The 13990-nt window shown below is 72.4% G+C and carries 10 protein-coding genes and 1 tRNA gene; 2 read left to right on the top strand and 9 right to left on the bottom strand.

What is annotated here, in order from left to right; translation table 11 throughout:
- Positions 1–16 precede the first annotated feature (16 nt).
- The 8 genes from ACFY4B_RS10315 to ACFY4B_RS10350 all read right to left on the bottom strand — a co-directional run bounded on the left by ACFY4B_RS10315 (position 17) and on the right by ACFY4B_RS10350 (position 10754).
- Positions 17–691 (bottom strand): response regulator, encoded by a 675-nt coding sequence (locus ACFY4B_RS10315; protein ID WP_049652081.1) that lies wholly within the window; start codon positions 689–691, stop codon positions 17–19.
- 69 nt (positions 692–760) lie between these two features.
- Positions 761–3337, bottom strand: coding sequence for an ATP-binding protein (locus ACFY4B_RS10320; RefSeq protein ID WP_387967140.1), 2577 nt, complete (start codon positions 3335–3337; stop codon positions 761–763).
- Positions 3338–3458: 121 nt separating this feature from the next.
- Complete coding sequence (gene kdpC, locus ACFY4B_RS10325; RefSeq protein WP_387967142.1) at positions 3459–4094, bottom strand: potassium-transporting ATPase subunit KdpC; 636 nt, start codon at positions 4092–4094, stop codon at positions 3459–3461.
- 20 nt (positions 4095–4114) lie between these two features.
- Positions 4115–6280, bottom strand: coding sequence for a potassium-transporting ATPase subunit KdpB (kdpB, locus tag ACFY4B_RS10330; protein ID WP_380745530.1), 2166 nt, complete (start codon positions 6278–6280; stop codon positions 4115–4117).
- Positions 6280–7944 carry a potassium-transporting ATPase subunit KdpA gene (gene kdpA, locus ACFY4B_RS10335; protein WP_117488258.1) on the bottom strand — a complete coding sequence of 555 codons (1665 nt, stop codon included), beginning with the start codon at positions 7942–7944 and terminating at the stop codon, positions 6280–6282. The genes kdpB and kdpA overlap by 1 nt, the downstream gene beginning before the upstream one ends.
- 1 nt (position 7945) lies before the next feature.
- Positions 7946–8035 (bottom strand): K(+)-transporting ATPase subunit F, encoded by a 90-nt coding sequence (gene kdpF, locus ACFY4B_RS10340; RefSeq protein ID WP_045693083.1) that lies wholly within the window; start codon positions 8033–8035, stop codon positions 7946–7948.
- Between the two features lie 399 nt (positions 8036–8434).
- On the bottom strand, positions 8435–10267 hold the full coding sequence (locus ACFY4B_RS10345) for an APC family permease (protein WP_375876928.1): 1833 nt from the start codon (positions 10265–10267) through the stop codon (positions 8435–8437).
- A gap of 406 nt (positions 10268–10673) precedes the next feature.
- Positions 10674–10754 (bottom strand) — tRNA-Tyr (locus ACFY4B_RS10350).
- 220 nt (positions 10755–10974) lie between these two features.
- Here ACFY4B_RS10350 and ACFY4B_RS10355 point away from each other — a divergent pair.
- A complete protein-coding gene (locus ACFY4B_RS10355; RefSeq protein ID WP_049652087.1) occupies positions 10975–11463 on the top strand; it encodes a YajQ family cyclic di-GMP-binding protein in 489 nt (162 codons plus the stop codon).
- A 133-nt stretch (positions 11464–11596) separates the two neighbouring features.
- On the opposite strand, the gene ACFY4B_RS10360 is transcribed toward ACFY4B_RS10355, so the two are convergent.
- The gene (locus tag ACFY4B_RS10360) at positions 11597–12091 is read right to left on the bottom strand and encodes a hypothetical protein (protein ID WP_387967145.1); all 495 of its coding nucleotides are present in this window, start codon (positions 12089–12091) and stop codon (positions 11597–11599) included.
- A gap of 683 nt (positions 12092–12774) precedes the next feature.
- Between ACFY4B_RS10360 and ACFY4B_RS10365 the strand changes: the two genes are divergently transcribed.
- Positions 12775–13854, top strand: coding sequence for a M24 family metallopeptidase (locus ACFY4B_RS10365; protein WP_387967301.1), 1080 nt, complete (start codon positions 12775–12777; stop codon positions 13852–13854).
- The last annotated feature ends 136 nt before the right edge of the window (positions 13855–13990 follow it).

A 13990-nucleotide genomic window follows, 5' to 3' on the forward strand; every position in this document is an offset into this window, starting at 1 on the left:
CCGGTGCGCCGGTCCGTCACGGCACGTACCGGTACCCGATCCCCGGCTCGGTGACCAGGTGCCGCGGCCGGGCCGGATCGCGCTCCAACTTGCGGCGCAGCCCGGCGAAGTAGACCCGCAGGTAGTTGCCGCGCCCCTCCTGGGCCGGGCCCCACACCTCGCGCAGGATCTGCCTCCCGGGCACCAGCCGGCCCGGGTTGGCGAGCAGCAGGGCGAGGATGCGCCACTCGGTCGGGGTGAGCCGGACCGGGCCGTTCGGGCCGTGCACCGCGGTGGCCGCGAGGTCCACGGTGTGGTCGCCGATCACCGGCCGGCCCAGCGGCACGTCGCCCAGCGGCCGGCGCAGCACGGCGCGCAGCCGGGCCAGCAGCTCGTCCATCAGGAACGGCTTGGTGAGGTAGTCGTCGGCGCCCGCGTCCAGGGCGCCCACCTTGTCGGCGGCGTCCGTCCGGCCGGAGAGCACGATGATCGGCACCGCGCTGTGGGTGCGCAGGCCGCGCAGCACGTCCATCCCGTCGAGGTCGGGCAGGCCGAGGTCGAGCAGGACGGCGTCCGGGGCGCTGTGCGCGGCGCGGTCCAGCGCCTCCCCGCCGCTGGCGGCGGTGCGGACGGCGTAGTGCCGGGCGCTGAGGTTGATCCGCAGGGTGCGCAGGAGGGCGGGCTCGTCGTCGACGACCAGAATCTCACTCATGCGCCCGCCTCGCTTCGCTCGGCAGTCGCTTCGCGAGACACGCACCTTTCGATGGTTCGTTCACTTCGTTCACTCATGTGGAGGTTCCTCCCCGGAGTCTCCAGGCTCGGTGGTGCTGGGCGTGGTGGTGGCGGCGGGCAGGGTGAGCAGCATGGTGGTGCCGCCGCCCGGGGTGTCCTCGACCTCCAGGCTGCCGCCCATCGCCTCGGCGAGGCCGCGGGAGAGGGCGAGGCCGAGGCCGACGCCGGTGGTGTTGTCGGTGTCGCCGAGGCGCTGGAAGGGCAGGAAGACCCGGTCGCGGTCCTCGGGGGCGATGCCGGGGCCGCGGTCGATCACCCGGATCTCCACCTGGTCGGCGTGGTGGCTGGCGGTGACCAGGACGGGCGCGCCGGGGGCGTTGTACCGCAGCGCGTTGGTGATCACGTTGGCGAGCACCCGCTCCAGCAGCGGCGGATCGGCGAGCACCGGCGGGGCGGTGTCCAGGTCGAGCGGCTGGACCGGCGCGTACGGGTCGGGGAGGCTGTCGAGCGCCCGGGGCAGGATCTCGTCGAGGTGGGTCTCGGTGAGGTGCAGGGTGAGCGCGCCGGCCTGGAGGCGGCTCATGTCGAGCAGGTTGTCGACCAGCCGGGTGAGTTTGACCAGCGACTCGTCGGCGGTGGCGAGGAGTTCGGCCTGGTCCTCGGGCGAGAACTCGACGTCGGGGCTGCGCAGCGAGCCGACCGAGGCCCGGGCGGCGGCCAGCGGGGTGCGCAGGTCGTGGCTGACGGCGGCGAGCAGGGCGGTGCGCATCCGGTCGGCGGCCTTGATCGGCTCGACCTCGGCGGCGACCACGGCCAGCCGGTCCCGCTCCAGCGCGGCGGCGACGTGGGCGGCGAAGGCGGTCAGCACCCGCTGGTCGGCGGCGGGCAGCCGGCGGCCGGTGAGCACCAGGAGGGCGTCCGCGCCGACCGGGACCTCGGCGGTCTCGTGCGGCCCCTCGCCGTCGCCCTGGTGGTCCCCCTCGCTGTGCGCGAGCACCTCGCCGTCGCCCCGGGAGAGCAGCGCGACGGCCCGCATGCCGAAGGCCGTCCGGGACTTCTCCAGCAGGGCGGGCAGCGCGTCGGCGCCGCGCAGCACGCTGCCGGCCAGGGTGGAGAGGGTCTCGGCCTCGGCGGTGGCGCGGGCGGCCCGGCTGGTGAGCCGGCCGGCGTGGTCGACCACGGTGGAGACGGTGAGCGCGATCGCGGCGAAGACCACCAGGGCGACGATGTTGTTGGTCTCGCCGATGGTCAGGCTGTGGACCGGCGGGATGAAGTAGTAGTTGAGCAGCACCGAGGCGACGACCGAGGCCAGCAGGGCCGACACCGCGCCGCCGAGCAGGGCGACGATCACCACGCCGAGCTGGAAGATCAGCGCGTCGGTGGTCAGGTTGATGCTGTGGTCCGCCTGCGAGAGCAGGACGGTGAGCAGCCAGGGCACCGCCAGGCCGGCCAGGTAGCCGGCGATGGTGCGGCGCCGGGAGTGGCGGCGGCCGAGCGAGGGCAGCCGGCCGCGGCCGGTGAACTCGTGGGTGACCATGTGGACGTCGATGTCCTCGGAGTCGTCCACGGTGGTCTGCCCGGTGCCGGGGCCGGTGAGGAAGCGGTTGATCCGGCCGCGGCGGCTGGTGCCGAGCACCAGCTGGGTGGCGTGGTGGGCGCGGGCGAAGGTGAGCAGCGCGGTCGGGACGTCGTCGCCGACCACCACGTGGTAGCTGCCGCCGAGGGTCTCCACCAGCTGCCGCTGCTGGGCGAGGGCGCCGGAGGAGGCGCCGGCCAGGCCGTCGCTGCGGGAGACGTGGACGGCCAGCAGTTCGCCGCCGGCCGTGCGGTCGGCGATCCGGGCGGCGCGGCGGATCAGGGTCTCGCCCTCGGGGCCGCCGGTGAGGGCGACCACGACCCGCTCGCGGGTCTCCCAGACCCGGTCGATGTTGTGGCTGGCCCGGTAGTCGCGCAGTCCCTCGTCCACCCGCCCGGCCACCCAGAGCAGGGCGAGTTCGCGCAGGGCGGTGAGGTTGCCGACCCGGAAGTAGTTCGAGAGCGCGGCGTCCACCTTCTCCGCCTTGTAGACGTTGCCGTGGGCCATCCGGCGGCGCAGCGCCTGCGGGGCCATGTCGACGAGTTCGATCTGGTCGGCCCGGCGGACCACCTCGTCCGGGACGGTCTCCCGCTGCGGGATGCCGGTGATCTTCCGGACGACGTCGTTCAGCGATTCCAGGTGCTGGATGTTGACGGTGGTGACGACGTCGATCCCGGCGGCGAGCAGTTCCTCGACGTCCTGCCAGCGCTTGGCGTGCCGGCCGCCGGGGATGTTGGTGTGCGCCAGCTCGTCCACCAGCACGACGGACGGGCGGCGGGCGAGCACGCCGTCGAGGTCCATCTCGTCGAACCCGGCGTCCCGGTAGTCGCGGTGGACGCGGGGCACGACCTCCAGGCCCGCCAGCATGGCCTCGGTGTGCGGTCTGCCGTGGCACTCGATGTACCCGACCACGACGTCGGCCCCGCGCTCCTGTCTGCGCCGGGCCTCGTCCAGCATCCGGTACGTCTTGCCGACCCCCGGCGCGGAGCCGAGGTACACCCTCAGCCGGCCGCCGCGGATGCCGGTGCCGGGGGTGAGGTCGCGGGCCATGGGCACTGCTCTTTCCATCGGGAGGTGGTGCACGTCTGCGGACGCGGGTCGGCCGGCCCGGGCGCGGGAGGCGTGCCCCCGTGCCCGGGCCGGCCCGGTCACCCGTCTGTACGAGGTGGTGTCACTTCTGCTCGCTGAGCGCCTTGTTGAGCAGCACGACGTTGACGCCCTCGTTGCCGAGGAAGCCGAGCGAGCGGCTCTCGGTGTACTTCTCGACCAGTTTGCCCACCGTCTCCACCGGCAGGTCGCGGTGCTTGGCGACCCGCTCGACCTGCTCCTTGGCGTACGCGACGGAGATGTGCGGGTCGAGGCCGGAGCCGGAGGCGGTCAGCGCGTCGGCCGGGACGCTCGCCGGGTCGACGCCGTCGAACGCGGCGACGGCGGCGCGGCGGTCGTTGACGGCCTTCAGCAGGTCCTCGCTGTTCGGGCCGAGGTTGCTGGCGCTGGAGGAGGAGGCGTCGTAGCCGGTCCCGGCCGCGGAGGGGCGGGGCTGGAACCACTTCGGGTCCGGCTGGGCCTCCTCCTTCGGGTCGTCCGGGTTGGTCTTCGGGAGGTTGAAGCTCTGGCCGATCAGGCTGGAGCCGACCTCCTTGCCCTCGGACGTCACCGGCGAGCCGTTCGCCTTGTCGGAGAAGGCGACCTGGGAGACACCGGTGATCAGGAGCGGGTAGACGACCCCGAGGATCACGGTGAGCACCAGGAGCGCTCGCAGGGCCGTGAAGTGGGTGCGGAGGATCGTCGGCAGGGGCTTGGACATGGTTTTCTCTCCTTCCCGCTTCAGCTGAGGCCGGGGATGAACTGGACGATCAGGTCGATCAGCTTGATGCCGACGAACGGCACCACCAGGCCGCCGAAGCCGTAGACGCCGATGTTGCGGCGCAGCAGCGAGCTGGCGTCGGACGGGCGGTAGCGCACGCCGCGCAGGGCGAGCGGGATCAGGCCGATGATGACCAGGGCGTTGAAGATGATCGCCGAGGTGATCGCGGACTGCGGGCTGTGCAGGCCCATGATGTTGAGGTGGCTCAGGCCCGGGTAGACCCCGGCGAACATCGCGGGGATGATCGCGAAGTACTTGGCCACGTCGTTGGCGATCGAGAAGGTGGTCAGCGCGCCGCGGGTGATCAGCAGCTGCTTGCCGATCTCCACGATCTCGATCAGCTTGGTCGGGTTGGAGTCCAGGTCGACCATGTTGCCGGCCTCCTTGGCCGCCATGGTCCCGGTGTTCATCGCGACGCCGACGTCGGCCTGGGCGAGCGCGGGGGCGTCGTTGGTGCCGTCGCCGGTCATCGCGACCAGCTTGCCGCCCTCCTGCTCCTTCTTGATCAGGGCCATCTTGTCCTCGGGCGTGGCCTCGGCGAGGAAGTCGTCCACGCCGGCCTCCTCCGCGATCGCCTTGGCGGTCAGCGGGTTGTCGCCCGTGATCATGATGGTCTTGATGCCCATCCGGCGGAGCTCGTCGAAGCGCTCCCGCATGCCCTCCTTGACCACGTCCTTGAGGTGGATGACCCCCAGGACGCGGGCGGGCGCGCTGCCGGTCTTCGCGGCCACGACCAGCGGGGTGCCACCCGCGGCGGAGATCCCGTCGACCAGGGTGGAGACCTCGTCGCCGACCGAACCGCCGTTCCCGGTCACCCAGTTGGAGACGGCGCCGGCGGCGCCCTTGCGGACCTGGTGGACGCCCACCCGTCGCCCACCACCGCCCTTGTCCGAGTCGCTGCGCTCCGCCCCTTCCATTTCCTCGTCCAGGTCGACGCCCGACATCCGGGTCTGGGCGGTGAACGGGACCCAGGTGGCGTGGGTCAGCTCGCCCTGGGCGCGGGCCCGCAGACCGTACTCGGTCTTGGCGAGGACCACGATCGAGCGGCCCTCCGGGGTCTCGTCCGCGAGCGAGGAGAGCTGCGCGGCACTGGCCAGGTCCTCGGTGGAGACGCCCGGGGCGGGCAGGAACTCGGCGGCCTGGCGGTTGCCCAGGGTGATGGTGCCGGTCTTGTCGAGCAGCAGGGTGTTGACGTCGCCGGCGGCCTCGACGGCGCGGCCGGACATCGCCAGCACGTTGCGCTGCACCAGCCGGTCCATGCCGGCGATGCCGATCGCGGAGAGCAGCGCGCCGATGGTGGTCGGGATGAGCGCCACGATCAGGGCGACCAGGACGATCATCGACTGCGGGGCGCCCGCGTAGGTGGCCATCGGCTGGAGCGTGACGACCGCGACCAGGAAGACGATGGTCAGCGAGGCCAGCAGGATGTTGAGCGCGATCTCGTTCGGCGTCTTCTGCCGGGCGGCGCCCTCGACCAGGGCGATCATCCGGTCGATGAACGACTTGCCGGGCTCCGAGGCGATCTTCACCACGATCCGGTCGGACAGCACCTTGGTGCCGCCGGTGACGGCGCTGCGGTCGCCGCCGGACTCCCGGATGACGGGCGCGGACTCGCCGGTGATCGCCGACTCGTCGACGCTCGCGACACCCTCGACCACGTCGCCGTCGCCGGGGATGACCTGCCCGGCCTCGACCACCACGTGGTCGCCGAGCCGGAGCGCGGTGCCGGGCACCTCCTCCTCGGCGCCGGTGGCCGGCCAGTCGGTGAGCCGGCGGGCCATGGTGTCGCTCTTGGTCTTGCGCAGGGTGTCGGCCTGCGCCTTGCCGCGGCCCTCGGCGACGGCCTCGGCCAGGTTGGCGAAGATCGTGGTCAGCCAGAGCCAGACGGTGATGGCCCAGGCGAACACGGACGGGTCGGCGATCGCGGCGATGGTGGTGACCACCGAGCCGACCTCGACCACGAACATCACCGGGTTCTTGACCATCACCCGGGGGTCGAGCTTCTTCACCGCGTCCGGCAGGGACGCGAGGATCAGCTTCGGGTCGAGCAGGCCGCTCGACACTCTGTGCGGCGCGGCGGGCTCCGCCTTGTCGGCCGGTGCGGGGTTGAGCGTAGGGGTGGACATCAGGAGGACAGACCTTCCGCGATCGGCCCGAGAGCCAGGGCCGGGAAGTAGGTGAGGCCGACGACGATCAGGATCACGCCCGACAGCAGGCCCACGAACAGCGGCTTGTGGGTGGGCAGGGTGCCCGGGGTGGCCGGGACCGGCTGCTGCTGGGCGAGCGAGCCGGACAGCGCCAGGACGAAGACGATCGGCAGCAGCCGGCCGAAGATCATCGCCAGGCCGAGCGCGGTGTCGTACCAGTCGGTGTTGACGGTGATGCCGCCGAAGGCCGAGCCGTTGTTGTTGGCGGCCGAGGTGAAGGCGTACAGCACCTCGGAGAAGCCGTGGGCGCCCGAGTTGAGCATCCCGGCGCGCTCACCCGGCAGGGCCATCGCCACACCCGTGCCGACCAGCACGATCGTCGGCGTGGTGAGGATGTACAGCGAGGCGAACTTCATCTCCCGGCCGCCGAGCTTCTTGCCCAGGTACTCGGGGGTGCGGCCGACCATCAGGCCCGCCACGAACACCGCGATGACCGCCAGCACGAGCATCCCGTACAGGCCGGAGCCCACACCACCGGGCGCGATCTCGCCCAGCATCATGTTGAAGACCGTCAGCCCGCCGCCGAACGGCGTGTACGAGTCGTGGAAGGAGTTCACCGCGCCGGTCGAGGTCAGCGTCGTCGAGGCGGCGAACAGCGAGCTCGCGGCGATGCCGAAGCGCTGCTCCTTGCCCTCCATCGCGGCGCCCGCGGCCTGCAGGGCGGTGCCGTGGTGCTGCGACTCGGCGAGGGTCAGCAGGGCCACCGAGGCGGCCCAGAACAGGCCCATCACGGCGACGATCGCGTAGCCCTGGCGGTTGTCCCCCACCATCCGGCCGAAGGTCCGCGGCAGCGCGAACGGGATCAGCAGGATCAGGAAGATCTCGACCAGGTTGGTGAACCCGGTCGGGTTCTCGAACGGGTGCGCCGAGTTGGCGTTGAAGAAGCCGCCGCCGTTGGTGCCGAGCAGCTTGATGACCTCCTGGGAGGCCACCGGGCCGCCCGGGATCTTCTGGACCTCGCCGGCGAGGGAGGTCACCTCGTGGAAGCCGTGGAAGTTCTGGATCACGCCGTTGGCGGCCAGCACCAGGGCGAAGACGATCGAGATCGGCAGCAGCAGGCGCAGGTTGATCCGGGTGAGGTCCACCCAGAAGTTGCCGATCCGGTCCGTCCGGTTGCGGGTGAAGCCCCGGATCAGCGCGGCGACGACGGCGATGCCGACGGCCGCGGAGACGAAGTTCTGCACCGCCAGGCCCGCCATCTGCACCAGGTGGCCCATCGCGGACTCGCCGCCGTAGGACTGCCAGTTGGTGTTGGCGACGAACGAGATCGCGGTGTTCCAGGCCTGGTGGCCCTCCATCTGCGGAACACCCAGGTTCAGCAGCAGGTAGCCCTGGAGGCGGATCAGGCCGTAGAGGAAGAGGACGGAGACGGCCGAGAAGGCCAGCACCGAGCGGAGGTACGACGGCCAGCGCTGGTCCGCGTCGCCGTCGACGCCGATCAGCTTGTAGATGCCGCGCTCGACTCTGAGGTGCTTGGCGGAGGTGAGGAGCTTGGCGATGTAGTCGCCGAGGGGGCGGTAGCACAGGGCCAGCGCGCCGACGAGGGCGATGACCTGGAGCCAGCCCGCGAGAGTGGATCCCATGTCAGAACTTCTCCGGGAAGATCAGCGCCACGACGAGATAGCCGACGAGCGCGACGGCCACGACCAGACCAGCGATGTTCTCGGCGCTCACAGCTTCTCCACCCCCCGCGCGATCAGGGCGATGACGGCGAACACGGCGACCGTGACACCGACGTAGATGAGATCGGACATGGGCTCCACCAGAGTGGTTCGGGAGATGCCGCGACCTGGGCCGAAGGGGCTCGCGCGGCGCCGGCGGACGACCGGCAGATGCAGCAAACCAGCCGTCAGCGGCGCGTTATGGGGCCCTGACGCCCTCCATACGGGTGACAGCGCGACGTTGACGCGGCCTTGACGGGCGCTTCACCGGACCGAGACCGTCGTGATCGGGCCGAGACACGGCGGCGGGACGGGGGCGCGTTCGGCGGCGGGCCGCCGGGGGCACGCCCGGGTACGGAACGGCCCCGGACGGCGGGCTGCCGTCCGGGGCCGTTCCGTACCCGTCCCCTGATCACATCCGCATGCGCAACCGGCAGACCACCGCGTCGGTGTGCCGCCGCAGGGCGCGGTCGATCACGGCGCCGCGCCGGTTCTGGAGCGCCCGCTGCCACCAGCGGGCCGGCTCCACCTCGGGGATCAGCACGGTGAGCCGGTCGTAGGCGTGCTCCGCCCCCAGCTCGTTGACGAAGTCGGCGATCGGCCGGCCCAGCCGGCGGTGGACGTCCGGGATCTCCACCAGCGGCACGCCCGGCCGCCACAGCTCCCAGTCCCGGCGCAGCGCCTCGGCGGCGGCCGGCTCGTGCACCACGGTCACCGCCATCACCTCGTCGCCGAGCGAGAGCGCCGCCGACAGGCCGTCCCTGGTCAGCCGGGTGATCGCGGTCACCGGGACGACGACCAGACTGCGCTGCCTGGTCACCGGGCCGGGCACCCGGCCCAGCTCCAGCCGCTCGCCGATCCGCCCGTAACTGCGGTGGACCGCCTCGAACAGCACCACCAGCAGCGGCAGGGCCACCACGATGCCCCAGGCGCCCTCGGTGAACTTGGTGCCGGTGACGACCAGCGCCGCGACGCCGGTGAGCAGCGCCCCGAAGCCGTTCAGCGCGGCCTTCCACCGCCAGCCGGACGGCCGGTGCAGCAGCCAGTGCCGGACCATGCCGACCTGGCAGATGGTGAAGCCGACGAACACGCCGATCGAGAACAGCGGCACCAGGCTGTTGACGTCCCCGCCGGAGCCGGCCAGCAGCGCCGCCGAGACCGCGGCCAGGAACAGCACGCCGTACCGGTACACCTGGCGGTCGGCGCGCAGCGCGAACAGGTGCGGGAGGTGGTTGTCCCGGGCCAGCAGGTCGAGCAGCACCGGCAGCCCGCCGAAGGAGGTGTTGGCGGCCAGCCCGAGCAGCACCACGGTGGCGAACTGGACGACGTAGAAGCCGAAGCCGTGGCCGAGCGAGGCGTCGGCGAGCTGGGCGAGCACGGTGACGCCCTCGACCGGCTGGAGGTGGAAGCGGCCGATCAGCACGGCCAGTCCGATCAGCATCACGCCGAGCAGGGCGCCGAGCGCGACCTCGGTGTGCTGGGCGCGCTTGACCCGCGGGGCGCGGAAGGAGGGGACGGCGTTGGCCACCGCCTCCACCCCGGTCAGCGCGGAACAGCCGGCCGCGAAGGCCTTGAGCAGCAGCAGCGCGCCGACGGTGGTGGCGTTCTCGGCGAGCGTCGAGGCGTGGCCGGCGGCGGCCGCGGTGCTGGCCGGGGCGTCCCGGAACAGGCCGACCACGACGATCGCCAGGATGGAGAGCACGAAGACGGCCGTCGGCGCCATGAACCAGCGCGCCGACTCGGCGATCCCCCGCAGGTTCACCGCGGTGACCAGCGCGAGCACCCCCAGGCAGAGCCAGACCCGGTCGTCGTACAGGCCCGGGACGGCCGAGGTGAGCGCGGCGACGCCGGCGGTGACCGAGACCGCGACGTTCAGCACGTAGTCGACGACCAGCGAGGCGGCCGCGGTCAGCGCGGTCCGGCGGCCGAGGTGCGCCTTGGCCACCGCGTAGGCGCCGCCGCCGTCCGGGAACGCCGCGATCACCTGCCGGTAGGAGGCCACCAGCACCGCCAGCAGCAGGGCGATCGCCGCGGTGACCGGCAGCGTGAAGCCCAGCCCGTACGCCCCGGCGGCGGCCAGCACCAGCACGATCGACTCCGGCCCGTACGCGACCGAGGCCATGGCGTCCAGCGAGAGCGCGGCCAGCCCGCCGAGCGCGCTGAGCCGGTGCCGCTCGTCTCCCGCGCCGGTGCCAGGCGGCTCGGAGTCGGCCGTGACGGCCGGGGTGGTGATGGCGCTGGACATCGGACGGGACCTCCGCAGTCGGTAGTTGCTCCGATCCTGCGGTCCGCGCGCCCGTCGCCCGCCGGGCCCCTACGCGTTCCTGACGCCGCCACGAGCGGCCTTGACGCGCCCTTGACGCGGCCGTCACGCCGCGCCGGCCTCCGTCGGGTGGCTGTTGGCGGGGGTGGGGCGAGCCGTTTGTCCCGGCGGTCGCCGGCTGGGAAGACGATCAGCTCTGTCGAAGGACTCCCACCCCCGGGCCCCACTCTGCTGCCTGGCACCCGTAATTGCAAGCAATGTGCAATAAGTCGGCCCGGCGCCCGCCCTCCCGACTCCCCGCTCCCCCGCCCCCGGCAGGGCCGCCCCGGCAAAACGAAACAGCCCCCGATCCGCGTTTCCGCAGATCGGGGGCTGTTTCTCTATCCTGTGGCTGGTGCAGGGTTCGAACCTGCGTAGCTTGCGCGACAGATTTACAGTCTGCTCCCTTTGGCCGCTCGGGCAACCAGCCAGGATCTTCGTTTCCCGGGGTGTTCACCCCGTTCGACTTGGTAAACCATACCCGATGCCGGGGGGTGCTCCGCCACTCGATAGATCACGCGACGATCAAGAAACCGCGGGCGCCCGCTACGGGCGGGGCCGGTGTGGCGCTGGATAGGCTGGGGTCGCGGGCGCCCCCGAGGGGCGGGCCCGTGCCAGTGAAGACCAGAGCATCAAGGAGACCAATACCCATGGCCGACTCCAGTTTCGACATCGTCTCGAAGGTCGAGTGGCAGGAGGTCGACAACGCGATCAACCAGACCTCCCGCGAGATCGCGACGCGCTTCGACTTCAAGAACGTGGGCGCCGAGATCAGCCGCTCGGGCGAGAAGATCGAGATGAAGGCGAACGGCGAGGAGCGCGTGCGCGCCGTACTCGACATCCTCCAGACCAAGTTCGTGAAGCGCGGCCTGTCGCTGAAGGCCCTGGACGCCAACGAGCCCCAGCTGTCCGGCAAGGAGTACAAGATCTTCGCCAACGTCAAGGAGGGCATCACCACGGAGGACGCGAAGAAGGTCGCGAAGATCATCCGTGACGAGGGCCCGAAGGGCGTCAAGGCGCAGGTCCAGGGCGACGAGCTGCGCGTCAGCTCGAAGAGCCGCGACGACCTCCAGGCCGTGCAGGCCCTGCTCAAGGGCAAGGACCTGGACTTCGCGATCCAGTACGTGAACTACCGCTGACCCTCCGGTCGGCCGGTTCGACGGACGACGGCGCGGCCCTGCTCCCCGCTTCGGGGGCGGGGCCGTTCGCGTCGGCGGGCCGGGGCGGGCGGCGGGGCCGACGGGCGGTGGGCGGTGGGGCGCGGGGGTCGGGTCAGCCGGCCGACTCCGCCCAGCCGGCGGTGCTGCGGTGCCGGCCCAGGCCGACCGACTCGAACTCGTCCGCCCGGCCCTCCTCGGTGCGCGCGCCGATCCGTCGCAGGACGTGGGAGATCGGGGTGCCGTCGGCCGGGGCGGGCTCGAACTCGCCGATGGTGAGCGGGCCGAGGGTGACCGTGCCGTCCGCCCAGACGGCGGCGCGCTGGGTGCCGCTGCCGCCGAAGTACTCGGCCTCGACGCAGGCGATCGGGCCGGCCTTCGACCAGGCGGCCAGCCGGAGTTCGAAGCCGTCCGAGTGCCAGCCGAACCCGGCCCCGCCGCGCGGCTTGCGCACGCTGCCGTCCCCCTGGAGCGCGGAGAGGACGGCGGAGGTGACCGGGATCATCGCCAGCCCCTGTGCCAAGGGCACCACCCGGGCCGCCGGAACCTCCGCGGCCGCCACCGTCAGCAGCTCCCGTGTTCCTATCAGCGCCTGGAGTTCATAGGACATGGCGGCCATGGTGTCCCACCGCACCGACAGTCGGCCCGGAATTTATGATTCCGTGCCCGGTCGGAGACCGTAGAGCAGGCTGCGGGGCCTTTGGAGCGGTCCGCGGCCGGTCCGCGGGGCCCGGATCGCGCCGTAGACGTTGCTCCTCCGGTTCTGCCGCCGGTCACCCGCTCGGGTGCTCGCGGCATGCGGCGGCCGCGGCGCCCCGGTGGACTGGCCGGGTACGGCCTCTCTTCCCGACCCCTCCCCCGGCTCCCGCGCGGTCGGGCGCTCCCGGCCGGGGCCGTACGGAGGAGGACCGCATGCATGCGCCGGACAGACCCCCGCCGAGCCGGACGGCCGCCGCCGCACCAGCCCTGGCGCTCCGCGGGCCGGCCCGCATCCTGCTCGGCCTCGTCCCGGCGCTCGCGCTCCGGCTGTCGGCAGGAGCGATCGCACCGACCCCGCCGATCGCACCAGCAGGACCGGCAGGACCGGCCTCCGGCGGGGGCCGCGGCGGCCCCCGCCGGGGAGCGCCGGACCCGCCGGCACCTCGCCGGCCCGCCGGGGCTTCCCCGAGGGCTTCACCAACTCCTCCCGGAAGTGATGGAGTTGACGCGACGGAGGCTCAGCAGAGCCCGTCCGGCCCCAGAGGAGGAACCGCCGTGCCCCGCCCCTTCACCGTGCAGGACCACACCGACCGGATGGCCCGTGCCACCGCCGAGGCGACCGCCGCCGGACTGGCCGGCCTGGTCGTCGCCCCCGGCCCCGACCTGGCCTACCTGTGCGGCTACTCGCCCACCGCGATCACCGAGCGGCTGACCGCCCTCGTGCTCGCGGCCGGACGCGAACCCACCCTGGTGGTGCCCAAGTTGGAACGTCCGGACGCCGAGAAGGCGGTCGGCGCCCCGGCCGTCCGGCTGCTCGACTGGTCCGACGGCGAGGACCCGTTCGCCACCGCGGGCCCGCTGCTCGACCCGGCCGGCCGGTACGGCGTCTCCGACAACACCTGGGCCCTGCACCTGCTCGGCTTCCAGGCCGCGCTGCCCGGCGTCTCCTTCACCTCGCTCACCGACAGCCTGCCGATGCTGCGCGCCGTCAAGGACACCGAGGAGCTGGAGCGGCTGGCCTCGGCCAGCGGCGCGGCGGACGCCGCCTACCGGGGCATCCTGGAGGTCCCCTTCGCCGGCCGCCGGGAGACCGACGTGGCCGCCGACCTCGGCGCGCTGCTCATCCAGTACGGGCACAGCCAGGTCGACTTCACCGTGGTCGGCTCCGGCCCGAACGGTGCCGACCCGCACCACGAGGCCGGTGAGCGGGTCATCCGTACGGGTGACACGGTGGTGCTGGACTTCGGCGGTCTCAAGGACGGCTACGGCTCCGACACCACCCGGACCGTGCACGTCGGCCCGGACGTCCCGGACGAGGTGCGGACGGTGCACGAGCTGGTCCGGCTGGCCCAGCAGACCGCCTTCGAGGCGGTCCGGCCCGGCGTCGGCTGCCAGGAGATCGACCGGATCGCCCGCCGGGTGATCACCGAGGGCGGGTACGGCGAGTACTTCATCCACCGCACCGGCCACGGCATCGGCACCACCACGCACGAACCTCCGTACCTGGTCGAGGGCGAGGAGCGGCCGCTGGTGCCCGGCATGTGCTTCTCCATCGAGCCCGGGATCTACCTGCCCGGCCGGTTCGGGGTGCGGATCGAGGACATCGTCACCGTCACCCCGGCCGGCAGCCGCCGCTTCAACAACACCCCGCACGAGCTGGGCATCGTGGCCTGAGGGCGCCGGACGGTGCCGGAAGGCGCCCGACGGTGTCCGCAGGTGCCCGAGGGCGCCTTCCGGTGCCTGACCGTGTGTCGAACCGGGTGACGACCGGGTCGGACGTTCTTACGATCCGGTCATATTTCACCCAGAG

The organism is Kitasatospora sp. NPDC001261 (assembly GCF_042896795.1).
Classification (GTDB): Bacteria; Actinomycetota; Actinomycetes; order Streptomycetales; family Streptomycetaceae; genus Kitasatospora.